Genomic DNA, 21075 nt, shown 5'->3' on the forward strand with positions numbered 1-21075 from the left:
AAATGCCGGCAGTAGGTGGAGGGCCATCACCTGAGCAATGGAAGCGGATGAGTAGAAAGGAAAAAATCATCTACTGGCTATTTGTTGGCGCAGCTATGGTATTCGTTGGATATTTGGTTATCGAAAAGCTTCTGAGCTGATGTGATGCAGACTCGCGGCTTCGGGCAAAAACGCGCGTCGGGGCAAAAAATTGCAGGCACAGGGGCACGTCAGGGCAAAACGGTCTGCAAGTGGTTGTTGCGTCGGGAGAAAACGTACATCGACAACGACGCACGCGTCGGGATGTAGGGATATAGCGAACCATTCGGAATACACAGCGATTAGCAATGGCATCAGCGCGGGCGCGGGTGTCGGCGATACGGGCAAGTCGGTCGGGCCGGGTTCGGTCGGCGGCACAGGCGGCGTTTCGCCGATGCTTCCTCAAAGCGAAAGCGGCTCGTCTGACGCGACGACGCGTAGTGCGGTCACTGCCGGCACGATCAACATCACGGATGGCGCGAACCAGAGGCAGGACGTGGCGGGCCTCTCCCCCGATACGGTGGACACGAATGGTCAGGTGTCGAAACTGCCCGACGTGAATGCCCTGCTGAACCAGCAGGCCGACCGGATGCAGGCGGCACAGGCCGCGGGCCAGGCGGTGGCGCAGCGCATTGGCGATTACGCGGACGCACAGGCCAAAGCGACAGGAGATTCGGCATGGGCCGAGGGTGGCGACAAGCGCGCGGCGATGCAGGCGGCGGGTGCTGCGGTTGTTGCGGGTCTCGGTGGGGGTGTCGGCAGCGCGGTTGCGGGTGCGGCCGGTGCGGCGATTGGCTCGAAGATGGCACCCATGCTCAATGAACTGGGTCGTTCGATTGCGGCATCGAACCCGACTGGTGATGCGAGTGTGAATACCGCGCTTGGCAACATCGTTTCGAACGTTGTCGCCACTACTGCCGGTGCGGCTGCGGGTGGCGCGGGGGCGTTCTCCAGTTCCAATGTCGACAGATTTAATCGCCAGCTCCACCCTGACGAAAAACAAGCCATCAAAGACAAGGCCAACGGGGACCAGGCCGAACAGGACAAATTGACGAAGGCTGCGTGCTATGCGGTGAAGTGCTGGGCTGAATACAAGCAAGGCAGTGACGAGTACAACAAGAACTACGTAAGCCAGCGTGAAGCGTCCCAGCTCGGGCCAGAATTGCAGTGGGTGAACAACCAGAAGGAGTCCGGGCTGTTCGACTACACGCCAACGCAGAAAATCGGCGATATGGTGCAGAGCGATCCGCTGGGCGTGGCGAAGGACGCAGCAAAGACGGGGCTGGGTGTGTATATGGCAGCTACCGGAGCAAAAGCTTGCGCTACAGGCGCTGCGTGCGGCGTGGGTGGTGCCATGATTACTTTTGGGCTCAATGATGTCTTTGAAGGTAGCAATGGACTGTTCAACCGTTACGAAGGTATTCCAGAGCCCGGTTTGAACCCTCTGCGAATGGGTTTCAACATAGTTTCTCCTACTTGGGGTAATGTGCTTTACGACAGCGCTGCATTTGCGACTAGTGTTGCGGCATTGACCACACCAACTCCCCTAAAGATGGGGTGGTCAGACGGCTTGAATCGTCCTGGCACGATGTTCGATGTCACGGTCCCAAAATTTAACAACATGCTCACGATTCCAGTTCTCCAGTGGGAAATCCCCGTTGCCGCGAATCAGGCTATCCAAGTCATCAACGCGGGATCAAAGGGTGCAAAAATCGTGAACGATGTGCAGAACGTGGAAAAAAAGAAATGAACTGGAACCGACTCTACGCATTCGTGCAGTCAACCTGCGTCGTTTGGGGCGCTTCTATTGGCGCGGGAATTTTCTGGGCAATGGTCGTGACGGGCCTTTGTCGATTCGCATTCAAGCTCGAAGAAAAGCCGGCAATGCTGTTTATCTTTTGCCCAGTTTGCATAGTGTTGGTTGCGTATTGGGTCAGAAAACTACCCGCCCGGCTAAGCAAAGCCGGCATGTTGAGCGACGATCCTTCACGGTTTGGACCGTGGTTTAAGAATTGATATGCCTAAAGCAATTAACCTCGCCGCTGACCAGTACAACCGGCAGTTGCATGAGGACGGCACGGCCAAGGAGAAGACACTTGCCAAACAGCTTGCGGAGACGATCGATGGAAAATACACCCAGGCACAGATCGAGGACCAGATGCGGCTTATGGGCGTATCCGATGCGAACGGCGGGACAGTGGCGCCGGGAACGGCTGAGGAGTTGAATGGACGCACCCCGACCGATCCCGGCGCCAGTTGGTTAAATACGGGCCTGTCCAACGCAAATGGAAAACCGCTGATTATCCAGATCATGCCGGAGGCGAATCCGGCATTGCAGGCATTCATCATGGAGAACTACAACTCGGCCACGCCGGGGCAGGTGCCGAGTGCCTATACGTATACGCCGTCACCAGTCGGGATGGATGTGCGGGGAACGGTGGCCAATGTGGCAGGAGACGTTTCTACGGCGGCCGGTCGGTTTGGGGCGATCACTGCGGCGGGAGCTACTATACCGTCGCCTTATGCGCCGGGGCTCGCTACGGCAGCCTATATTGCTACCGCGACAGGTATAGCAGCCGATGCGGTAGTGCAGATTGCGAAACCTGATGTGGGGCGATATTGGACGAATGGCGGCAGTGCCATGATTTCAGATCGACTCTCAACAAAGTACCCACTTGCTGGCCCCGTGATTAACGAGGCCACAAACCAGTTCAACGGCAGCAGCTTGTCTCAATCGATTCAAGACTTCATAAATTCCTCTTGGAACCGCATCACTAACCAACCGGAAAAGAAATGAAATTTATAGACGACGGAAATCTGACCGGGTGGATGTGTACAGTTTTAATTGTGATTGGCATCGGGATATCGTATGGGACATTCAAATATGCACCACCTTCGACTTGGAGCGTGTTCCTAGCGTTATTCGGATTCTTGCTTATGGCTATCGGTGGTTTGAGCAGCCGTGCTCGTTTACTGAAAATCAGGCCCTTCGACAACAGCTACAAAAAAGCGCGCGAAAACTACGAAGTCAAGGACGATGCAGGCGCGTCTAACAAAGACGACTCAGAGGAACGAACATGAGCGCGATCAATTCATCTTCCGGCATCGGGCCGCTCATCGAACACAGCATCAAACAGTACGTAAAAGAGCACGGCCGCAAGCCCTTCGCTCTTATCCTGAACCCCGCGCACATGAGCGAGTTTTGCAAGGGAGCAGGAAGCAACGACACGATACTGGACGGGATATCGGTAATCTCGAGCCCACGTTTCGATATGCCTGTTCTGGTGGACGAATGCGGTAACCCCTTCGAGCTTGAGCTAATGTCAGTCATAGGCAAAATAACCGGGCGCAGTTTCTATTGCCAGACCGAATTGACGCGGGCGACATGGCGCTCAATCGAAATCCGCCTCCGCCGCTACATCGGCTCGCGTCATCGCAAGCCCCTGGCGCTCGTCGCGCATCCCTCGCAGCTTGAAGAACTGCTGATGACATTCGACGCACCAGATGCCGACCTGTCATTGCTCGACGGCGTTTCGATACAAACCGACGAGCGCTGCAATGTCCTGCATGTAATCGACCACGAAGGTCAGCTTCGAAGGCTGTAACCACCACTACGGAACTGTCTTGCAATGAAAATCAGAAAGAGGCTGGCGGCTTTGCCGCTCACAGCCCTGGTCACTCTCGCGCCCAATGTGCCTGCACAAAGCCTGGGCGGCCTGGAAACCGAGCAGAACCAGCAACAACGACTTGAGGCGCAACAGCGCGAGGCGGCGGTGTCGGCGCCTGCCGTGCGCTCGACCGTGCCGAAGATCGAAGCGTATCCCGATCTTCCGCACGAATCGCCGTGCTTTCGCATCGACCGCTTTACGCTCGATGTCCCTGAGACGTTGCCGCCAGGCACACGCACGAAAGGCGCGTCCGCGTTGCCGCTTGACCCGTTCGCATTCGCGCGCGAATGGCTCGACCACTACGAGGGGCAGTCCCCCAAGGGGACTTCCTCCGGGGCGTGTGTCGGCAAGGAAGGTATCAACGTGCTCACGAAGGGATTGCAGCAAGCCATTCTGAGCCGCGGCTACGTGACCACGCGCGTACTCGTACAGCCGCAAGACCTGTCGACCGGCACGCTCGCGTTCGCGCTCGTGCCGGGAATCGTGCGACAGGTGCGATTTGCGGACCCTACGCTTTGGGGAACATGGAAGACCGCCTTCCCGACGAGCAGCGGCGACGTGCTGAATCTCCGCGATCTTGAGCAAGGTCTGGAGCAGATGAAGCGCGTCGCGTCGCAAGACGTGGACATGAAGATCGAGCCGACCGAAATACCAGGAGAAAGTGACGTTGTACTGAACATCAAGCGCTCGAAGCCGTGGACGTTCGTCGCATCGGTTGATAACAGCGGCACAGATGCGACAGGCAAATGGCAAGGCAACATCAGCCTTGGCCTCAACAACCCGCTTGGCCTGAACGACATCCTTTCGCTAGGCGCGAATCAGGACCTGTCGTTCGGCAACAAGGCGCTCGGCTCGCACGGCTTCAACGGATCGTATTCGGTCCCGTGGGGATACTGGACCGCGACGCTCTCGGGGTACACGAATACCTACTACCAGAATATCGCGGGCGTGAATCGGACGTTCGTGTCGAGCGGCAATACGCAGACGGCCGCGCTGCGCATTGCGCGCGTGATATCGCGCAGCCAGAACGACGTGCTCGGCGGCTATGTGCAGCTATCGAAGCGATTCGGCGAGAGTTTCATCGACGACACGACGATACCGACACAGGCGCGTAACAACACATTCCTTGAACTAGGCGCGACGGACCGCCATTACTTCGGCGCGGCGCAGTTCGATGGCACGCTCGCGTATCGTCAGGGCATCGGCGGCTTCGGCGCGACAGCGGACCCGTATCCTGACGGTCCAACCTATCGCTATCACATGGCGGTGCTCGACGCGAACCTGGCGGTGCCGTTCGCGATTGCCGGCCAGGGCTTCCGGTACGTTGGAACCGTTCACGGCCAGTTCACGAATGACACGCTGTTCTACGTCGACGGCCTGACCATCGGCAGTCGCTACACCGTGCGCGGATTCGACGGTGAGACGATGCTCGCGGCCGAACGCGGCTTCTACTGGCGCAACGAATTGCAATGGCCCGTGTTCCAGACGGGACAGACTCTCTATGCGGGGATCGACTACGGGCGCGTGTTCGGACCCAACACGGCGGCACTGGTGGGGACGCAACTCGCAGGCGCGGTGATTGGCATTCGTGGCGGCGTGCCGACGAAGTACGTCGGAGTCTCGTATGACCTGTTCGCGGGCACGCCAATCTACAAGCCAGAGGGATACCCGACCGCGCGATGGACGGTCGGGTTTCAGATGACGGCAGCGTTCTAGGCTGGTCGCACTTGCTGAATGTGGAGCGGCGCAGACTGCTCGGCGCTTCGACCATCAGCCTGAACGCGTCGCCGGCGCTCGGGCTGGCATTCCGCAGTTGGTGCGATGGCAGGATTGCGAAGGATGCAACCCCGGCAGGACCGCTCAGCGGCTAGTGCCCATGCGCATGCCGGAACCAGGGGCCCTTTTTGACGCGCTTTTTGGGGGTGTCAACGTGAAATCCCGCCGAGACCAAAAGAAGGACGCCAGCAAAGGGCCAGGCATAGGTCGCGAGGGAGAAGCAAAGCCAATATGCATCTTGTGGAGGGTACGTCTGGAGCGCCCAGACCAGGCAAGCAGCTGGCAATATCAGCAGACACAACGCCGACCGATTCAGAAAAGCGGCGACCCTTGCATTCTTGCGCGTCTGAGCTTGCATGCCTGCCTCCGTAGGGAATGGCACTGAGACATAGAGTCGCACGGTAGCCATTTCACGAAAACTTGGTGAAATCCCTAATCGGGCCGGGCACCCCCTCCGGCTTTGCTGCGAGATCGGGACGCCCGCACTCGGCCGCAACGCCGGTCAGTTGACGGGAACGGCTAACGGCGCCTCATACCCAGGGCGCCTCGCGGCTTTCGAATAGTCCCGCTGCGTCACCTCGCAGCTACGCTTGCATCGAGCCGCGACGACTTGCGGCGCACGAGCAGTGCATTGGCAATCCACTGCAGCGCGCCGCATAGCAGCAGATAAACGATCCCGACGAACAAAAAGATTTGCGCCGGATACACCAGCAAACGGTTGTTGACCTGATTGGCAAGGAACGTGAATTCAGGCACGCCCACGATATACGCGAGCGACGTATCCTTGATCAACGCCACCCACTGATTGACGAACGACGGCATCATCACGCGCACGGCTTGCGGCAGGATCACTTCGCGCAATGTCTGCCAGCGCGTCAAGCCGAGCGAGAACGCGGCCTGCCACTGCCCCGCGCCGATCGCGGTAATGCCGGCCTGCACCGAATGCGAGAGATACGCGCCACCGATCAGCGCCAACGCACACACGACGGTCGCGAGGCCCGGAACGTCAACGTGCAGCAGAATCGGCATCAGGAAGAACGTCCAGAAAATCAGCATCAGCACGGGTATCGCGCGAAAGAACGCCACCACGGCGGTCAGCGCGAGACGAACGACGCCGCGCGTCATGGCAAGCGCGATGCCGCCAGCGAGACCCACCAGCGCAGCAAGCAATGCCGATACCACCGAGAGCGCGATCGTCAACGCAACGCCTCCCAGCGGTCCTACCGGGAATGTCCCGAACAGCAGATAACGCAGTGCAGGCGCCCACTCGAACCCGTTCACGCGCGGCCTCGCTGCAATCCGCGCACACCGGCGCGTTGCCAGAGCACCAGCGCAACCTCGATGATCGCGATGGCCAGTACATAGAATACGGTGGCGGTGCCGAATGCCTGGAACGTCCTGAAGCTTTCCGTATCGACCTGACGCGACATATACGAGAGTTCGCCGACGCCTATCGCCATCGTCAGCGACGAATTCTTTATCACGTTCATGTATTGGCCGACGAGTGGCGGCGTCGCAATGCGCAACGCCTGCGGCAGGATCACATGGCGCAGCGTCGCGTAACGGCCCAGGCCAAGCGCCGCAGCCGCGTGCCACTGTGCACGGCTCACGCCACGCATGCCGGCCAAAAACTCTTCGCCGATGAACGCGGTCGTGTAGCAGGTCAGTCCCACCCAGCCCGCGAACAACTCGAAGGTCGGCCAGCGCAGCGTGAGCGGCCCAGGCGTTGCCATGTGCGGCGTGTTAAGCCAAGTCATCCAGTCGGATGGCAAAACCGCCGCTACGCCGAAGTACCAGAACAGCAGTTGAACGAGCAACGGCGAATTGCGGACGACGAACACGTAAAGCGCCGCCGCGCGTGCAACTGCGCCGCCGGGTTTGCTGCTGGCCGTGCGCGCAACCGCCAGCAAAAAACCCAGCGGCGTCGCGCACGACGCCGCGCAGGCGGACAGCATCAGCGTCACGAAGAAGCCCTGTTCGAGCCACGCGAGATACTTCGGTTCAAGCCAGTTATGCATGAATCAGGCGCTCAACCGTTTTTTTGCGCATCGCCGATCTTGAAGAGACGAGGCAACGGCGTCGCACTCTTCGGGCCGAACCACTTGTCGTAAATCTGCGCAGCTTCGCCTTGGGTTTCGAGGCGCGTCAGCGTACCGTTCACCACGTCGAGCAAGCGCGTTTCGCCTTTGGGCACGCCAACGCCTTCGTAGTCGTTCGAGATCGTGAATGAGGAAATCTCGTAGTTCGCCTTGTCCGGTGCGCGCGCAAGCAGCGCAACCAGCTTCGGACCGTCCTGGGTAATGGCCTGCACGTTGCCCGTGCGCAGCGCGGCGAAGGCAAAAGGCGTGTCGTCATAGGCGACGATGGTTGCGTTCGGGAATTTCGCGCGCACCTGCTGCTCGTTGGTCGTGCCCTTGTCCGCGCCGATACGCAGGTTCTTTAGTTGCTCCGGAGACCTGATTACGCCCTTCTTCGCAATGAACTGGGTGCCCGATGCGAAGTACGGCGTGCTGAAATCCACTTCCTTTCTACGATCATCGGTGATCGTGAAGTTGGCGAAAACCAGATCGACCTTGCCCGACTTCAGAAACGCGATGCGATTGGCCGGATTGGTCGGCTGGACTTCGAGCTTCACGCCAAGGCTTTTCGCCACGGCGCGCGCATAGTCCACGTCGAGCCCGACGATCTGATTGTCCTTTGAATCGACAAAGCCAAACGGCGGGTTGCTGTCGAATGCAGCGACGCGCAGCACGCCCGCCCGCTTGATATCGTCCAGACGATCCGCATGCGCGGAATTCGATGCCCCGGCCAGAAGTGCCGTCAACAGTGCGGCAGGCACTGCGCCCCAGATTCTGTTTTTCATTGTCGAGATTCCTTCGTTGGTTGCCCGTGCGCTGTCGCTGTCATTGCAGACTGTCATTGCAACAAGCGCTGGCGAATACACAGCCTATCGGTACGACGGGCGCGAAGGAACCAAGCTTTTTTCAGATCGAAAGCGACACGGGAGATTTGGGGCAGCGGCGTGCTTGCGGAGCACATCGCGTCATGGCGTACCGTAGTCGACCCGCGCCGCGCCGATGATGCTGCCGTCCGGCGCCTGAACGAGCACCGCCGCCCGCTCGCCCGCGGGCACCTCTGGATGGAGCTTCAGCGTAGCGCCATTCCACTGACCGATCGACTGAACCGAGCGAACGATATTCGCTTCCTTGAGCGCGCGGCCCGAGTTTTCGCCACGCCCGACAGCCGTGATGTGCTCGCGGTCATAGCCGACAAGCAGTACCTGAGCGCTTCCAGAGCCGGCCCCCACATCGATCGATAGCGTGCCGCCCGCGCGCTTGCCGCTCACGGCCACTGACGTTGCGTCACTGGCCTGCGCGGACCGGATCGCTTTCTCCCCGGCCGCACGATTCGAACCCACGAAGCTCTTGCGACCATCGACCACCATTTCTGGCGTATAGGCGCTGTCGCCAAAGCGCGCACTGTAAGCGGCCTGCCGTTGCGTGGCGGCTTCCAGCGAATACGGATCCTTCCAGCCGAGGCTGTTCCAGTAGGTCACGTGAAACGCCAGAGGCAGGACGTCCTGACGACTGTTCGACAGATCGGACAAATAGGCATCGGCCGGTGGACAAGAAGAGCATCCCTGCGACGTGAACAATTCAACCACGACAGGTCTGGCCGACGCGGCGACAGGCAGGACCGCAAGCAAGGCGAAAGCTGAAAGAAGACGCACGAACATGACTGGCCTCCGAAACGCGTGGTTTGCCCTCTAGTCCCAATAGTTCGTCGTGGAAGCGCCAAAAGTTACAGCGTGGCGCGCAAAAAATTTCTTGCGCGCCGCTGTAACCGTCGACCAGCGTGCAGCGAATTCACCTGTACCTGCCCGCCACGAGGGATTCGCCATGGAAACAACAACCGGTCAAACGCACGCAAGCCCGCCGCTCGCGTCCGGAACACGCGCGATCCATCCGCTGTGGCTGCGCATCACGCACTGGCTCAACGCGCTTGCTGCGCTGCTCATGATGTTTTCCGGCTGGCGCATTTACGACGCCTCGCCGGTCTTCCCCGGCATCGTCATCCCCACGTCGATCACACTCGGGGGCTGGCTCGGCGGTGCGCTGCAATGGCATTTCGCGGCGATGTGGTTACTCGTCTTCAACGGAATCGTCTATCTCGCGCTCAATCTCGCGAGCCGGCGCATGTTCACCAGATTCTTTCCGCTAAGCCCACGCGCCATCCTGGTCGATCTGCGCGCCGCGCTTGCCGGCCATCTTTCGCACGCCGACCCGCATCACTACAACGCTGTGCAAAAGCTGGCCTATCTCGTCGCAATCGCGGACCTGATCGTGCTCGTGCTCTCCGGTCTCGCCATCTGGAAGTCCGTGCAGTTTCCGCTGCTGCGCGATCTCATGGGCGGCTACGACAACGCCCGTGTCGTGCACTTCTGCGCCATGTCGCTGCTGGCTGCATTCGTTGTCGTGCATGTAACGATGGTGGCGCTCGTGCCACGCTCGTTGCTCACCATGCTGCGCGGCCATTGAAGATTGAAGAGGATTCCAGATGAATACGAACAACCGGAAAATCGTCACGCTGGACCGCGCAGCGATTCTCGCCGATGCGCGCCGCGAACTCGGCAAGCTCGACATGCCCTCGCGGCGGCTGTTCGGCAAGCGCCTGCTCACGCTCGGCGGTCTTTCGATGCTCACAGGCTGCTCGATCACCGACGACGCCTCCGTCAACACGTTTCTTTCTGCCGTCTCGCGGCTGAACGATCGGGTGCAGGCGTGGCTCTTCGATCCGCACCAGCTCGCGCCCACCTATAGCGAGGCACAAATCACGCGGCCGTTTCCCTTTAACGCGTTCTACGGCGTCGACGAAGCCCCCGTCGTGGATGGCGGCAGCTACCGCCTCAAGTTGAGCGGCCTCGTGACCGGCCAGCGCACATGGACGCTACCCGAACTCTACGCCCTGCCGCACGCCGAGCAGATCACACGGCACATCTGCGTGGAAGGCTGGAGCGCGATCGGACGCTGGGGCGGCACACCGTTCGGCGGCTTCCTGCGGCGCGTGGGTGCCGACACCACCGCGAAATACGTGGGATTTCGTTGCGCAGACAACTACTACGAGAGCATCGACATGGCCACCGCCCTGCACCCGCAAACGCTGCTCGCATTCGACTACGATGGCGAGCGCCTGCCCGCGAAATACGGCTACCCGATGAAACTGCGCATGCCGACCAAGCTCGGCTACAAGAATCCGAAGCACATCGTCGAGATTTTCGTCACCAACACGTATCCCGGCGGCTATTGGGTCGATCAGGGCTACAACTGGTTCGGCGGCGCGTGAGCGTTTGCCGAACCCCTCTGTCTTTCCAACCCGCAAGGAGTACAGCAATGAAGAAGATCATGATTGCCGCTATCGTTGTCGGCGCCGCGACGTTCGGCGCAGGTGTCACTGGCGCATTCGCCCAGGCGAGCGGCGCGATGGGCCACGACAGCATGTCGAAGGACACGATGAGCAAAAGCGCCATGTCGCACGACGCCATGAGCAAGAGCGGCGGCAAGAGTGGCGCCATGGCGCATGACAAGATGGCCAAGGGCTCGTCCATGAAGAAGCATGACGCAATGGGAATGGACCATCCCGCTTCGGGAGCCATGTCGCAATGAGCCCGCGGATCGCGGCGCGATCGGATCCCCCCGCATCGTGTGCTGAATCGCGTTGCGTGCCTGGCGTGCTGATCGGCTGGCTGATGCCGTGGGCAGCACAAACAAAAAAACCGGCTGCGAGGCCGGTTTTTTTGCGCCTGTCCGCAGACATGCGGTGCAAGCAAAGCTTTCTGGTGCTCAGAGCGGGACTCGAACCCGCATGCCTTTCGGCGCTACCCCCTCAAGATAGTGCGTCTACCAATTTCGCCACCTGAGCAAGAGGAACGGGATTGTATCGACTCACCGGAGATTTTTGAAGACCCCTATCGAAAAAAATTTCAGCCCCGCGAATGTGCCGCTCACGCACCCTCAACCATCGACTTCGCGCAGAAATTCCGCCACCATCGCCGCCACCTGGGCTTCCTGCTCGCGATGCGGTACGTGGCGCACGCCGTCCATGATCGCCGCACGGGCCGGACCGCTCACGCGCGCCGCAATCGTCTCGGGATGCACGCGCGTGCCGTACTCGTCGAGACTGCCGTGGATCGCGAGCGTGGCGCACTGCACGCGTGGCAGCACCGCATCGAGCGACCAGTCGGCGAATTCGGGGGAAAGCCACGTTTCGATCCACGCGTCGAGCACCCATTGCGTCTTCTCGCCGTGATAGCGCGCCAGCCGGGCGAACTGCGCGGGATCGCGAAACTGCTCGCGCGCCACGCGTATGCCCGCCAGCGTGCGGTCTTCCGCGAAGGTCTGCGCCGCCTCGGTCACGAGCGCCACGCAACGCGGCGGGTGCTGCGCGGCACATTCGATCGCCATGCCGCCGCCCACGCTGTGGCCGAACACCACGAAGCGGTCGATCCCCAGTTGCTCGCACAGCGCCGGAAAGTCGTGCTGCGCCTCGTCCCGCACGAACGCCTCGCCCAGCCGGTCCGTGCGCGCATCGGAGGCGCCAAAGCCTGCTCGGTCGTAAGCAATCACGCGCCGATTGGTTGCGCGCGCAAGCGTCTGCGGAAAAGCGCCCCACAGCGCGACGCAGCCCAGCGAGTCGTGCAGCAGAACGATCGGCGCGCGGCGCGCGCCCGCTTCGTTCGCCGTGTCCGGCGAAACATCCGGCCCCCAACTGCGCGCAAACAGCCGGCCCTTTGCGGTCTCGATCCAATGATCCTGTGCGTCCTGCGGGTGCTGCATCGTGGCTTGCGTCTCGCTCATGCTCGTTCAGGTGTCGATGGTTTATCCGATCAGATGCCGCAGTATGCCCGTCGATGCAACACCGATGATCACCGTCGGCAGCAGCGAGAACCGCGTCGCGGCCAACAGTGTAATCGCGAGCGCCAGCAAATCCGCGGGATGGCGCGACACGAAGGCCGGCGCGATTACCGAAATCAGCACGCAGCCCGGCACATTTTCCATCACCGCGCGCATGCGCGGGCTCAGCGTTCGATCGCGCAGCACCAGGTAGCCGAGAATGCGCGTGAGGTAGGTCGTGGCGGCCATCAGCACGATGGTCGCGACGGTGGTGACGGTGGCGGCTGTGCTGGCTGTCGTGGAGTCAAACATCGCGCGTCTCCCTCGTCTCCCTCGACGCCCGCGGCTCCATCAGCACGGCGGCTGCCAGCCCGGCGCAGGCGCCCGCCGCCACATACCAGGCGCCCGGCACGAACAGGTAAGTCACGGCCGCCACGGCGAGGCTCACGAACCACGGCAGGCTCGCGCGCGCGCTCTTCCACATGCCTTTGAGCAGCACCAGAAAGACCGCCGTGAACGCCATGTCGAACCCGTACTGCTGCACGTCGCCCAGCACGGGGCCGAGCACCGCGCCCAGCGCCGTGAACGAGATCCACGTGAGCCACAGATTGACCGCGACGCCCAGGTAATACGCCATGCTGATGTGGTCGGCGCCACGCGCTTTCACATCGGCCATCGCCAGCGCCCAGCTTTCGTCGCACATCAGAAAGAGCGACGCCAGCGCGCGCCGCAACGGCACGTGCCGCAGATACGGCGCGAGCGCCGCGCCCATCAGGATATGGCGCGCATTGACGAGAAACGACATCGCCACGATCAGCGCGATATGCGGCGGCGAGGTCCACAGGCGGATCGCCGCGAATTCCGAGCCGCCACCGAAGTTCATGCCCGTCATCATTGGCACTTCGAGCGTGCTCAGGCCCTTTTGCGTGGCCTGGGCGCCCAGCACCAGCGCGAACGGGACGAAACCCATCATGACGGGCAGCGCCGCGCGCATGCCGCGCGCGACTTCCGACGAGTAATGCGATTGCCGCGACGATTGCCGCCCACCGGCGGTTTGACCAGGGATACTGCTCATTGACTTCACGACTCCTGCAAAGGGCAGATATTTTCTGCCGAATGCGTTCGAATCGGGTTGCGTTGTTGCCATTTGGAAAAGAAAATTTGGCACCCAATGCCAACGATCAGCGAAAAATCGACATGGAACACCAGGTTAAGCTCGACGCCATCGACCGCCGCATCCTCAACGCGCTGCAACGCGACGGCCGTTTGCAGAACGTCGATCTCGCACAGGAGGTCGGCCTTTCGCCGTCGCCGTGCCTGCGGCGCGTGCGTCTGCTAGAGGAGGCGGGCGTGATCGAGAAGTATGTGGCCGTGCTCAATCCGGCCAAGGTGGGCAAGGCGCTGACTGTGTTCGCGCGCGTCTGGCTCAAAGGCCAGGACGCCCAGACGGTGGACCGCTTCGCCGAGGCCGTGCGTCAATTCCCCGACGTGGTCGAATGCCATCTGATGGCCGGCGACTGCGATTTCCTGCTGCGCATCGTGGCCGCCGATCTCGACGAATACCGGCGTTTCCAGATGGAATACCTCACCCGCATTCCCGGCGTGCAGAGCGTGAAAACCGAAATTCCGATGCAGAAAATCAAGCTCACTTCCGAGATTTCGATGTGAGTCCGGAAATCGTGCGAAGCGCGCGGGACGAGACAGGATCGAGTTCGCTGTTGTTTAGCGCACCCCGTATACCGCATATACGCATTGCCTGATCAAGTTCTCGCCGAGGCAACCGATAACGTTTAACAGACCCGCGTTTAAACGTTGTCGAGACCCTCTCATGTCCATCTGGCGAAAGCTTTCTATTCAGAACAAGCTGGTTCTGAGCATGACCACGTGCTTGCTGATTTTCATCGGCATTTCAAGCGGACTGAGCATCTGGCTGATTGGCGACACGGTGCGCGAGCGCGTGGTACAGGACGAGTTGCCCACGGCCGTGAACGGCATACGCGCCGATGTCGAGCGCCAGCTCGCGGGGCCGATCACCGCGGCACGCGCGATGGCGACCGATCCGTTTCTCCAGCAATGGGAAGCCGATGGCGAACCGGACGCCGGCACCGCCATATGGATGCGCCTCGCGCAGAACGTGAAGGCGGAGCAGAAGGCGGTCAGCGTGCAATGGGCATCGACGAAGAGCGGCAACTACTTCACCGAAGCCGGCCTGCAGCGCAAGCTCGGCGAGCACGATCAGTGGCTCCAGGCCTTCCTCGCCACGGGCAAGCCCTATGAGGTGAGCATGGACCGCGACGTGAGCCTCGGCACCTACACCATGTTCATCAACGCGCGCGTGGAAGGCCTGAACAACGCGAGCGGCCCGACCGGCGTGGCGGCCATGGCGCTCTCCGTCGATGCGCTTGCCGCGGGCGTCGCGAACTACAAGATCGGCAAGACGGGATTTGCGTATCTCGTGCATCCGGACGGGTCGATCATGATCCATCGCGATACCGCGATGGTCGACGGCAAGCACTTCCTCAACGACCTGCCCGGCATGCCCGCCAACGCCATGTCCACATTGCTGGCCGGCAAGCGCTACACCTTCATGACCTACACGCCGCCGGGCGGGGCGCGCTTCATCGCCACCTCGTTCGTTCCGCAGTTGAATGCCTATGTCGTGGTCGAAGTGCCACAAGCCGAAATGCTCGGGCCGTTCGAGCGCGCGATCCGCATGGCGACCGTCATCGCCGCCGTCGTGGGCCTCGCCGGTGCGCTCGCGGTGATCCTGCTGGTGGGCCGCGCCATTGCCGCACCAGTGCGCCGCGCGGCCACGCTGCTCGCGGAAATCGCCAGCGGCCAAGGCGACCTCACTCGCCAGATGAAGGTCGAAAGCACCGATGAAATCGGCCAGCTCGCCGATGCATTCAACCGCTTCGTCGCGTCGATGAATACGCTCGTGCGCCGCGTGCGGGCCTCGTCGACGTCGATCGCCATCGGCTCCTCGCAGATCGCAACGGGCAACGCGGACCTGAGCCAGCGCACCGAGGAGCAGGCCAGCAATCTCGAGCGCACGGCGGCGTCGATGGAGGAAATCACCGCCGCCGTGAAGAACAACTCGGACACTGCGCATACCGCCGCGCAAATGGCGAGCCGCGCGTCTTCCGCTGCCGCCGAGGGCGGCGAGGTGGTCGGCCAGGTCGTGAGCACGATGCAGCAGATCAGCGACGCGTCGCGCAAGATCTCCGAGATCATCGTGGTCATCGACAGCATTGCTTTCCAGACCAACATCCTGGCGCTCAACGCGGCGGTGGAAGCCGCACGCGCCGGCGAGCAGGGCCGCGGCTTCGCGGTGGTCGCCTCCGAAGTGCGCAATCTCGCGCAGCGCAGCGCGCAGGCCGCGAAGGAGATCAAGGCGCTGATCGAGCATAGCGCCGGGACTGTGGATACGGGTTCGCGCCTCGTTGCCGACGCCGGCAAGGTCATGGACGATGTGGTCTCGCAGGTGCAGAGCGTGAGCACCATGATGAGCGAGATCACGTCGGCCAGCCTCGAGCAGAGCGCGGGCATCGGGCAGATTGGCGACGCAGTGCAGTTGCTCGATCAGGTGACGCAGCAGAACGCGGCGCTGGTGGAGGAAAGCGCGGCGGCGGCCGAAAGCCTGAAGCAGCAGGCCGCGGATCTCGACCGGCTGGTGGCGGTGTTCAAGGTTGGGGAAGAGGTTTAATAGGCGAGGTTTCTTCGCTTCGCGAATCACGAGGCAAGAAAGCCGCCGTATCTGCGTGTACCTGCATGTACGGCGGACGCCCCGACGCGGCGTCTGTTCGTGTGCTGCCGTCCGCCTATGACGTCGTTCGGTAGTACCGCCATAGCTTTATGATCGCCACATAGGCGAGCACCGCAACGATCAGTTCGATTGTCAGCCACACCACGAAATACAAATCCTCGGGGTCGCGAATACCTAGCGCCTGCGATGTGTACAACCATGCGCGCATCTGGGTCTCTGTCCACTCATAGGGGTATGGGTGGACATAGCGAACTGAGAGGACAATCAATCCGATGAACAACGCGATCTTGAACAGCCTACGGACACGTGTTGCCATACGTAATGACCTCAATTGTTCCGTATGCGCTAAGCCCCGAATTGCCGGCAGGAATTGTCATGGTGTACAGCAGCGCGTTACGGATTCTTAGAAAATCGACACGGCTTGACAGGGTAATGCAGCCGAGCGAGATACCGTGCCCACCTGCCGGATGCAACCGGAACTGCCCACGCTTGACGCCATTCACCCATGTTATATCGTCAATCTTCCCGTCATCCCGATACAGTGCGAACCATTCACGGTGATTCGACGGATGGCCGAAAAAGGTATTCCACTCATCTTTGATCCGTGCCATAGCTATGGAGCCTATGCCACCGGTCGGACGATCAATGATCCAGTATTTACCAGCAGGAATGGGACCGTTCTCGGGCACGGCCGTGCAGCCGCCCCGATTACGGTATCGATCATTTCCAGAATACGCGTCGAACGTACCCAAGCCGTTAATGGTTAGTGGTGACAGGAATTTATTATCCACCAGAAATTTACCGGTATAGGCCATTGTCACCCCCGCTTATCCGCGTTCATTCCACGAATCGGTGTATTTGATATTGCCGTCAAGGTAGTGCCACGTGATGCTCTCGTACATCATCGAGACGGATTCAACGTGATTGAGCGCCGATGCTTGCGCAAGTTTTGCATTAGCCATGCCGGGATTGATGCCGCAGACCTTGACGCCTTCGAGCAGCATCACAAAATAGACTTCCTCTTTTCCCGCATCGTTAATGCGATACCACTTGATCTCAGCGGACTGCAACGTTTGGCCCTTCGCCACGGCCTTATAGAGATATGGCGTCGCAGCATCAAACTCTTTTTCGAACGAAACCGGGGAGTGCGCACGTGCGCCCGTGATCTTGCCGTTAGCAGCATCAACCGGCAGATTTACACCGTGTCCAAAGCTGATAATTTCAATGCTACCTTCTCGATTCTGAACGGTTGATGACCCTCTAATGTTTGCACCGCCATCGTCTTTGAGCCACATATGTGCAGGGATCGGCATGTCGAAAATTCTCATTGATAAAGGTTACGCGAGTTACCGCTTTTACCCAATTTCATTTGGATCGACAATGTGCGCTGATGCAATATGAACAAAAAGCCCTGCATTTGACGGTAATTTCTGATTTAAAACAATGCGCCCCCGGCAATGCATGGCGTTCCTCTTCGCGCTGGCGGTGCGGGCGCCATTCGGCACAGGAACCGACCGAGCGCGTCGGCGTAGTTCGAAAAAAAAACCGCCGTACCTGCGTGTACGGCGGCTTCATTATTCCCGCCCATCGGCGGGAACTGCACCCTTCACATCATCAACCCGCCACGGCCAGATTCTTCTCGGCCACTTCATCCACGGCCTCGCGCACGATGCCGACGATTTCATCGGCCTCCGCACGCGTCATCACGAGCGGCGGCGCGAAGCCGAGAATATCGCCGTGCGGCATCGCGCGCGCGATCACACCGCGCTTGAGCGCCGCCGCCGACACCTGCGGCCCGATCTTCAGCGTGGCATCGAACGGCGTGCGGGCTTCCTTGTCCGCCATGAATTCGAGCGCGCCGAGCATGCCCACGCTGCGCACTTCGCCCACGAGCGGATGCGCATCGAACGCCTCGCGCAGCTTCGCGCCGAAGTACGCGCCCACCTGCGCGGCGTTATCGACGATGTTCTCGCGTTCGAGAATGTCGAGATTGGCCAGCGCCGCAGCGGCGCACACCGGATGGCCCGAATAGGTCCAGCCATGACCCATCGGCCCGTGCTCCTGCGAACCGCGCGCGATCACGTCCCAGACCTTCTCGCCCACGATCACGCCCGAGAGCGGTGCATAGGCGCTGGTGAGCCCCTTCGCAACCGTGATCAGATCCGGTTGAATACCGTAATGCTGCGCGCCCATCTTCGAGCCCAGACGGCCAAAGCCGCACACCACCTCGTCCGAGATCAACAGGATGTCGTGCTTCTTGAGCACGGCCTGGATGGCGGGCCAGTAGCCCACAGGCGGCTCGATGATGCCGCCCGTGCCCATCACCGGCTCCGCAATGAGGGCCGCAATCGTATCGGCGCCCTCGCGCGCGATCAGCTTTTCCAGCTCCTCCACGCAATACGCGGTGAACTGCGCTTCGCTCATCCCGGCGGGCGCCTTGCGATACCAGTGCGGGCAAATCGTGTGCTTCACGCGATCGATTGGCAGATCGAAATGTTGATGGAAGCTCGGCAGACCCGTGAGGCTGCCCGTCACGATACCCGAGCCGTGATAGCCGCGCTCGCGCGAAATGATCTTCTTCTTGTTCGGGCGGCCCAGCACGTTGTTGTAGTACCAGACGATCTTGACCTGGGTTTCGTTGGCGTCCGATCCCGACATGCCGTAGTACACCTTCTTCATGCTGGCGGGCGACCAGTCGATGATGCGCGACGAAAGCTCGATGATGGCATCCGACGAGTGGCCCACATAGGTGTGGTAATACGCGAGCTGCTTGGCCTGCGCGTACATGGCGTCGGCGACTTCGGTGCGGCCATAGCCGATGTTCACGCAGTAGAGTCCCGCGAAGGCGTCGATGTACTCCTTGCCCTGGTGGTCTTCGATGCGAATGCCGCGCGCGCCGCGCACGATCTTGCCGGGCAGCGCGCCGCTCGCGTGATCGTGGGCATGCGTGGAAGGATGCATGAAGTGGTCGCGATCCTGCTGGAACAGCGCGTCGAATTGTTGCGTCATGATGGGCTCCTGATACGAAATTCAGGCCGTTGCCGCGAGCGGCAGGCCAAGATTGCCAAGACAAAAATATTTGGTTTCCACGAACGGATCGAAACCTTCCACGCCGCCTTCGCGGCCGAGACCCGAGGCCTTCATGCCGCCGAACGGAATCGGTGCGCCCGTGAACTTCACGCCATTGACCGAGACCATCGCGAAATCGAGCCGGCGCACGAGCTGGAAGATGGTGTTGACGTTCGTCGCGCACACATAGGCCGCGAGCCCGTACTCGGTATCGTTCGCCTTCGCGACGACTTCATCGAGCGTGTCGAACGCGCTAACAGCGGAAATGGGCGCGAAGTTTTCTTCGTCGTAGACGCGCATGCCAGGCGCAGCATCCGCGATCACGGTGGGCTCGAAGTACCAGCCACCGAGCGCGTGTGGCTGGCCGCCAGCCACGATGCGCGCGCCCTTCTCGCGTGCATCGGCCACGCGCGCCGCGGTGCTGTCGAACGCGGCCTGATGCATGAGCGGCCCGACCTCCACGTCCGCCTCGAACGCGGGGCCGGTCTTGAGCGCGCGCACGGCTGCCGCATAACGCTCCACGAACGCCTCGTAATGCGCGCGCGCCACGAAGATGCGATTAGCCGCACAGCAATCCTGGCCCGAGGTCTGAAACTTCGCGGCCACGGCCACTTTCACGGCCTGCTCGAGATTCGCGTCTTCCGTCACGATGAAAGGCGCGTTGCCGCCGAGTTCGAGCGCGACCTTCTTGATGCCCGCGCGCGCCGCCGCCTGGGTGACGAGCGCACCCACGCGCGTCGAACCGGTGAAGCTCACGGCGCGCACGCGCATATCGCTCACGAGCGTTTCCATCGCCATTTGCGGCTCGCCGATCACCACATTGAAGACGCCGGCCGGAAAGCCCGCTTCCTCGGCAAGCTGCGCGAGCGCGAGCGCCGAATAAGGCGTCTCGTGCGCGGGCTTCACGATCGTGGTGCAGCCTGCCGCGATGGCGGCGGCGGCCTTGCGGGTGATCATCGCCACCGGGAAATTCCACGGCGTGATGAGCACCGCCACGCCCACGGGCTCCATCACCGTGCCAAGGTGCGCGCCGTCGATATGCGTGGGAATCGTGCGGCCCGCGAGCCGTTTGGCTTCATGCGCGAACCATTCGACGAAACTTGCCGCATAGCGAATCTCGCCGCGCGATTCCGCGAGCGGCTTGCCTTGCTCCAGCGAGAGCAGCGCGGCGAGATCGTCCTGATGGCGCAGAATCAGCGCGTGCCAGCGCAGCAATGCAGCGCTGCGCTGCATCTGCGGCACCCAGCGCCACGATTCGAAGGCGCGCTGCGCAGCGTCGATGGCGGCTACGATCTGGGTGCGCTCGAGCATCGGCACGTGGCCGATTACCGCCTGGTCGGCGGGGTTTTGTACCGCCACCGTGGCGGCGCTGTCGCTGTGGATCCAGCGGCCGTCCACGTAGCACAGCGATTTGAACAGGATGGGATGTCCGGGCAACATGTCGTTTGCTCCTCCTTTTTTGATCGGGACGATGGCACGTCATGGGGTCCATTTTGTGCTGGCAGCGCATGCGGAATTTTTTGTTTTGAGGGTGCTTTTTGGGGGTTATTTTGGAAGTTGGGTTGGTTCGCGTGAATAATTTAAATGGGCATGCAGGGCGTGGGCTGGGTGCGTGGGCTGGTTGGTCGCGTTTCCTTGTATTCGCGGTGGTCTATTAGCGTTGCCCCTGTGCGGGGCGGCACCTACTTTTCTTTGCAGCCGCAAAGAAAAGTAGGCAAAAGAAAGCGGCTCAAACCGCCAGTGTGACGCCGTCCACCTCTTGCCGTTAATCGAAGTGGTTCCGGAGCATCCGTCACCTCGAACATTCAAACTGAGTAACAAAGGACTCATGCATCCCGCTGCTCGCTACGCGCGCAGCGGTCGGGTCTGCAAGGGAAACCAAGGGTTC

Annotated in this window: 24 protein-coding genes and 1 tRNA gene; 12 read left to right on the top strand and 13 right to left on the bottom strand. The window is 61.0% G+C overall.

All coding sequences use genetic code 11. The annotated features are described in order from the left end of the window. Positions 1-2: 2 nt before the first annotated feature. The 7 genes from L5014_RS17655 to L5014_RS17685 all read left to right on the top strand — a co-directional run bounded on the left by L5014_RS17655 (position 3) and on the right by L5014_RS17685 (position 5402). Positions 3-140: a hypothetical protein gene (locus tag L5014_RS17655; protein WP_238465021.1), complete on the top strand. Its 138-nt coding sequence runs from the start codon at positions 3-5 to the stop codon at positions 138-140. Positions 141-412: 272 nt separating this feature from the next. Further along, entirely contained in the window at positions 413-1768 is a 1356-nt protein-coding gene (locus L5014_RS17660; RefSeq protein ID WP_238465022.1) for a hypothetical protein, read from the top strand. Further along, on the top strand, positions 1765-2034 hold the full coding sequence (locus tag L5014_RS17665) for a hypothetical protein (RefSeq protein WP_238465023.1): 270 nt from the start codon (positions 1765-1767) through the stop codon (positions 2032-2034). Before L5014_RS17660 ends, L5014_RS17665 begins: the two co-directional genes overlap by 4 nt. Before the next feature lies 1 nt (position 2035). After that, positions 2036-2815 carry a hypothetical protein gene (locus L5014_RS17670; RefSeq protein WP_238465024.1) on the top strand — a complete coding sequence of 260 codons (780 nt, stop codon included), beginning with the start codon at positions 2036-2038 and terminating at the stop codon, positions 2813-2815. Beyond that, complete coding sequence (locus L5014_RS17675) at positions 2812-3099, top strand: hypothetical protein (RefSeq protein WP_238465025.1); 288 nt, start codon at positions 2812-2814, stop codon at positions 3097-3099. The genes L5014_RS17670 and L5014_RS17675 overlap by 4 nt, the downstream gene beginning before the upstream one ends. Continuing rightward, on the top strand, positions 3096-3623 hold the full coding sequence (locus tag L5014_RS17680; RefSeq protein WP_238465026.1) for a hypothetical protein: 528 nt from the start codon (positions 3096-3098) through the stop codon (positions 3621-3623). Before L5014_RS17675 ends, L5014_RS17680 begins: the two co-directional genes overlap by 4 nt. A gap of 24 nt (positions 3624-3647) precedes the next feature. Further along, on the top strand, positions 3648-5402 hold the full coding sequence (locus tag L5014_RS17685) for a ShlB/FhaC/HecB family hemolysin secretion/activation protein (protein ID WP_238465027.1): 1755 nt from the start codon (positions 3648-3650) through the stop codon (positions 5400-5402). A 633-nt stretch (positions 5403-6035) separates the two neighbouring features. Here L5014_RS17685 and L5014_RS17690 read toward each other — a convergent pair. The 4 genes from L5014_RS17690 to L5014_RS17705 all read right to left on the bottom strand — a co-directional run bounded on the left by L5014_RS17690 (position 6036) and on the right by L5014_RS17705 (position 9198). After that, a complete protein-coding gene (locus tag L5014_RS17690; protein ID WP_238465028.1) occupies positions 6036-6743 on the bottom strand; it encodes an amino acid ABC transporter permease in 708 nt (235 codons plus the stop codon). Continuing rightward, positions 6740-7480, bottom strand: a complete 741-nt coding sequence (locus L5014_RS17695; protein WP_238465029.1) for an amino acid ABC transporter permease — start codon at positions 7478-7480, stop codon at positions 6740-6742. Before L5014_RS17695 ends, L5014_RS17690 begins: the two co-directional genes overlap by 4 nt. Before the next feature lie 11 nt (positions 7481-7491). After that, entirely contained in the window at positions 7492-8325 is an 834-nt protein-coding gene (locus L5014_RS17700; protein ID WP_238465030.1) for an ABC transporter substrate-binding protein, read from the bottom strand. A 180-nt stretch (positions 8326-8505) separates the two neighbouring features. Beyond that, complete coding sequence (locus tag L5014_RS17705; protein WP_274389405.1) at positions 8506-9198, bottom strand: DUF1223 domain-containing protein; 693 nt, start codon at positions 9196-9198, stop codon at positions 8506-8508. 163 nt (positions 9199-9361) lie between these two features. Between L5014_RS17705 and L5014_RS17710 the strand changes: the two genes are divergently transcribed. From L5014_RS17710 to L5014_RS17720, 3 genes are read left to right on the top strand one after another with little or no spacing between them, the layout of a single operon-like run. Beyond that, positions 9362-10000 carry a cytochrome b/b6 domain-containing protein gene (locus L5014_RS17710; RefSeq protein ID WP_238465032.1) on the top strand — a complete coding sequence of 213 codons (639 nt, stop codon included), beginning with the start codon at positions 9362-9364 and terminating at the stop codon, positions 9998-10000. 19 nt (positions 10001-10019) lie between these two features. Next, positions 10020-10805 carry a molybdopterin-dependent oxidoreductase gene (locus tag L5014_RS17715; protein WP_238465033.1) on the top strand — a complete coding sequence of 262 codons (786 nt, stop codon included), beginning with the start codon at positions 10020-10022 and terminating at the stop codon, positions 10803-10805. A 47-nt stretch (positions 10806-10852) separates the two neighbouring features. Then, positions 10853-11125: a pentapeptide MXKDX repeat protein gene (locus L5014_RS17720; RefSeq protein ID WP_238465034.1), complete on the top strand. Its 273-nt coding sequence runs from the start codon at positions 10853-10855 to the stop codon at positions 11123-11125. Positions 11126-11296: 171 nt separating this feature from the next. Here L5014_RS17720 and L5014_RS17725 read toward each other — a convergent pair. The 4 genes from L5014_RS17725 to L5014_RS17740 all read right to left on the bottom strand — a co-directional run bounded on the left by L5014_RS17725 (position 11297) and on the right by L5014_RS17740 (position 13427). Then, positions 11297-11381: transfer RNA gene (locus L5014_RS17725), tRNA-Leu, on the bottom strand. Between the two features lie 92 nt (positions 11382-11473). After that, the gene (locus L5014_RS17730; RefSeq protein ID WP_238465035.1) at positions 11474-12316 is read right to left on the bottom strand and encodes an alpha/beta fold hydrolase; all 843 of its coding nucleotides are present in this window, start codon (positions 12314-12316) and stop codon (positions 11474-11476) included. Between the two features lie 21 nt (positions 12317-12337). Beyond that, positions 12338-12664, bottom strand: coding sequence for an AzlD family protein (locus tag L5014_RS17735; protein WP_238465036.1), 327 nt, complete (start codon positions 12662-12664; stop codon positions 12338-12340). Further along, positions 12657-13427: an AzlC family ABC transporter permease gene (locus L5014_RS17740; RefSeq protein ID WP_238465037.1), complete on the bottom strand. Its 771-nt coding sequence runs from the start codon at positions 13425-13427 to the stop codon at positions 12657-12659. Before L5014_RS17740 ends, L5014_RS17735 begins: the two co-directional genes overlap by 8 nt. Positions 13428-13549: 122 nt before the next feature. On the opposite strand from L5014_RS17740, the gene L5014_RS17745 reads away from it, so the two are divergent. Continuing rightward, positions 13550-14020 (top strand): Lrp/AsnC family transcriptional regulator, encoded by a 471-nt coding sequence (locus tag L5014_RS17745; RefSeq protein ID WP_238465038.1) that lies wholly within the window; start codon positions 13550-13552, stop codon positions 14018-14020. A 160-nt stretch (positions 14021-14180) separates the two neighbouring features. Continuing rightward, positions 14181-16058 carry a methyl-accepting chemotaxis protein gene (locus L5014_RS17750; RefSeq protein ID WP_238465039.1) on the top strand — a complete coding sequence of 626 codons (1878 nt, stop codon included), beginning with the start codon at positions 14181-14183 and terminating at the stop codon, positions 16056-16058. A gap of 115 nt (positions 16059-16173) precedes the next feature. Here the strand turns inward: L5014_RS17750 and L5014_RS17755 are convergent, their stop codons facing one another. The 5 genes from L5014_RS17755 to L5014_RS17775 form a co-directional block, all read right to left on the bottom strand. After that, on the bottom strand, positions 16174-16434 hold the full coding sequence (locus L5014_RS17755; protein ID WP_238465040.1) for a hypothetical protein: 261 nt from the start codon (positions 16432-16434) through the stop codon (positions 16174-16176). Then, positions 16415-16933, bottom strand: coding sequence for a DUF2778 domain-containing protein (locus L5014_RS17760; RefSeq protein WP_238465041.1), 519 nt, complete (start codon positions 16931-16933; stop codon positions 16415-16417). The genes L5014_RS17755 and L5014_RS17760 overlap by 20 nt, the downstream gene beginning before the upstream one ends. 12 nt (positions 16934-16945) lie before the next feature. After that, positions 16946-17431, bottom strand: coding sequence for an Hcp family type VI secretion system effector (locus L5014_RS17765; protein ID WP_238465042.1), 486 nt, complete (start codon positions 17429-17431; stop codon positions 16946-16948). A gap of 301 nt (positions 17432-17732) precedes the next feature. Continuing rightward, positions 17733-19127 carry an aspartate aminotransferase family protein gene (locus tag L5014_RS17770; protein ID WP_238465043.1) on the bottom strand — a complete coding sequence of 465 codons (1395 nt, stop codon included), beginning with the start codon at positions 19125-19127 and terminating at the stop codon, positions 17733-17735. A gap of 21 nt (positions 19128-19148) precedes the next feature. Continuing rightward, positions 19149-20627 carry an NAD-dependent succinate-semialdehyde dehydrogenase gene (locus tag L5014_RS17775; protein ID WP_238465044.1) on the bottom strand — a complete coding sequence of 493 codons (1479 nt, stop codon included), beginning with the start codon at positions 20625-20627 and terminating at the stop codon, positions 19149-19151. Positions 20628-21075: the final 448 nt, after the last annotated feature.

The organism is Paraburkholderia tagetis (genome assembly GCF_022213065.1).
GTDB classification, from domain to species: domain Bacteria; phylum Pseudomonadota; class Gammaproteobacteria; order Burkholderiales; family Burkholderiaceae; genus Paraburkholderia; species Paraburkholderia tagetis.

Coding starts and splice junctions, on each gene's coding strand:
- L5014_RS17730 (WP_238465035.1), bottom strand. CDS start 12,316: ATGAGCGAGACGCAAGCCACGATGCAGCACCCGCAGGACGCACAGGAT.
- L5014_RS17670 (WP_238465024.1), top strand. CDS start 2,036: ATGCCTAAAGCAATTAACCTCGCCGCTGACCAGTACAACCGGCAGTTG.
- L5014_RS17705 (WP_274389405.1), bottom strand. CDS start 9,198: ATGTTCGTGCGTCTTCTTTCAGCTTTCGCCTTGCTTGCGGTCCTGCCT.
- L5014_RS17750 (WP_238465039.1), top strand. CDS start 14,181: ATGTCCATCTGGCGAAAGCTTTCTATTCAGAACAAGCTGGTTCTGAGC.
- L5014_RS17655 (WP_238465021.1), top strand. CDS start 3: ATGCCGGCAGTAGGTGGAGGGCCATCACCTGAGCAATGGAAGCGGATG.
- L5014_RS17715 (WP_238465033.1), top strand. CDS start 10,020: ATGAATACGAACAACCGGAAAATCGTCACGCTGGACCGCGCAGCGATT.
- L5014_RS17695 (WP_238465029.1), bottom strand. CDS start 7,480: ATGCATAACTGGCTTGAACCGAAGTATCTCGCGTGGCTCGAACAGGGC.
- L5014_RS17710 (WP_238465032.1), top strand. CDS start 9,362: ATGGAAACAACAACCGGTCAAACGCACGCAAGCCCGCCGCTCGCGTCC.
- L5014_RS17665 (WP_238465023.1), top strand. CDS start 1,765: ATGAACTGGAACCGACTCTACGCATTCGTGCAGTCAACCTGCGTCGTT.
- L5014_RS17740 (WP_238465037.1), bottom strand. CDS start 13,427: ATGAGCAGTATCCCTGGTCAAACCGCCGGTGGGCGGCAATCGTCGCGG.
- L5014_RS17770 (WP_238465043.1), bottom strand. CDS start 19,127: ATGACGCAACAATTCGACGCGCTGTTCCAGCAGGATCGCGACCACTTC.
- L5014_RS17775 (WP_238465044.1), bottom strand. CDS start 20,627: ATGTTGCCCGGACATCCCATCCTGTTCAAATCGCTGTGCTACGTGGAC.
- L5014_RS17680 (WP_238465026.1), top strand. CDS start 3,096: ATGAGCGCGATCAATTCATCTTCCGGCATCGGGCCGCTCATCGAACAC.
- L5014_RS17745 (WP_238465038.1), top strand. CDS start 13,550: ATGGAACACCAGGTTAAGCTCGACGCCATCGACCGCCGCATCCTCAAC.
- L5014_RS17755 (WP_238465040.1), bottom strand. CDS start 16,434: ATGGCAACACGTGTCCGTAGGCTGTTCAAGATCGCGTTGTTCATCGGA.
- L5014_RS17735 (WP_238465036.1), bottom strand. CDS start 12,664: ATGTTTGACTCCACGACAGCCAGCACAGCCGCCACCGTCACCACCGTC.
- L5014_RS17765 (WP_238465042.1), bottom strand. CDS start 17,431: ATGCCGATCCCTGCACATATGTGGCTCAAAGACGATGGCGGTGCAAAC.
- L5014_RS17760 (WP_238465041.1), bottom strand. CDS start 16,933: ATGGCCTATACCGGTAAATTTCTGGTGGATAATAAATTCCTGTCACCA.
- L5014_RS17675 (WP_238465025.1), top strand. CDS start 2,812: ATGAAATTTATAGACGACGGAAATCTGACCGGGTGGATGTGTACAGTT.
- L5014_RS17685 (WP_238465027.1), top strand. CDS start 3,648: ATGAAAATCAGAAAGAGGCTGGCGGCTTTGCCGCTCACAGCCCTGGTC.
- L5014_RS17660 (WP_238465022.1), top strand. CDS start 413: ATGCTTCCTCAAAGCGAAAGCGGCTCGTCTGACGCGACGACGCGTAGT.
- L5014_RS17720 (WP_238465034.1), top strand. CDS start 10,853: ATGAAGAAGATCATGATTGCCGCTATCGTTGTCGGCGCCGCGACGTTC.
- L5014_RS17700 (WP_238465030.1), bottom strand. CDS start 8,325: ATGAAAAACAGAATCTGGGGCGCAGTGCCTGCCGCACTGTTGACGGCA.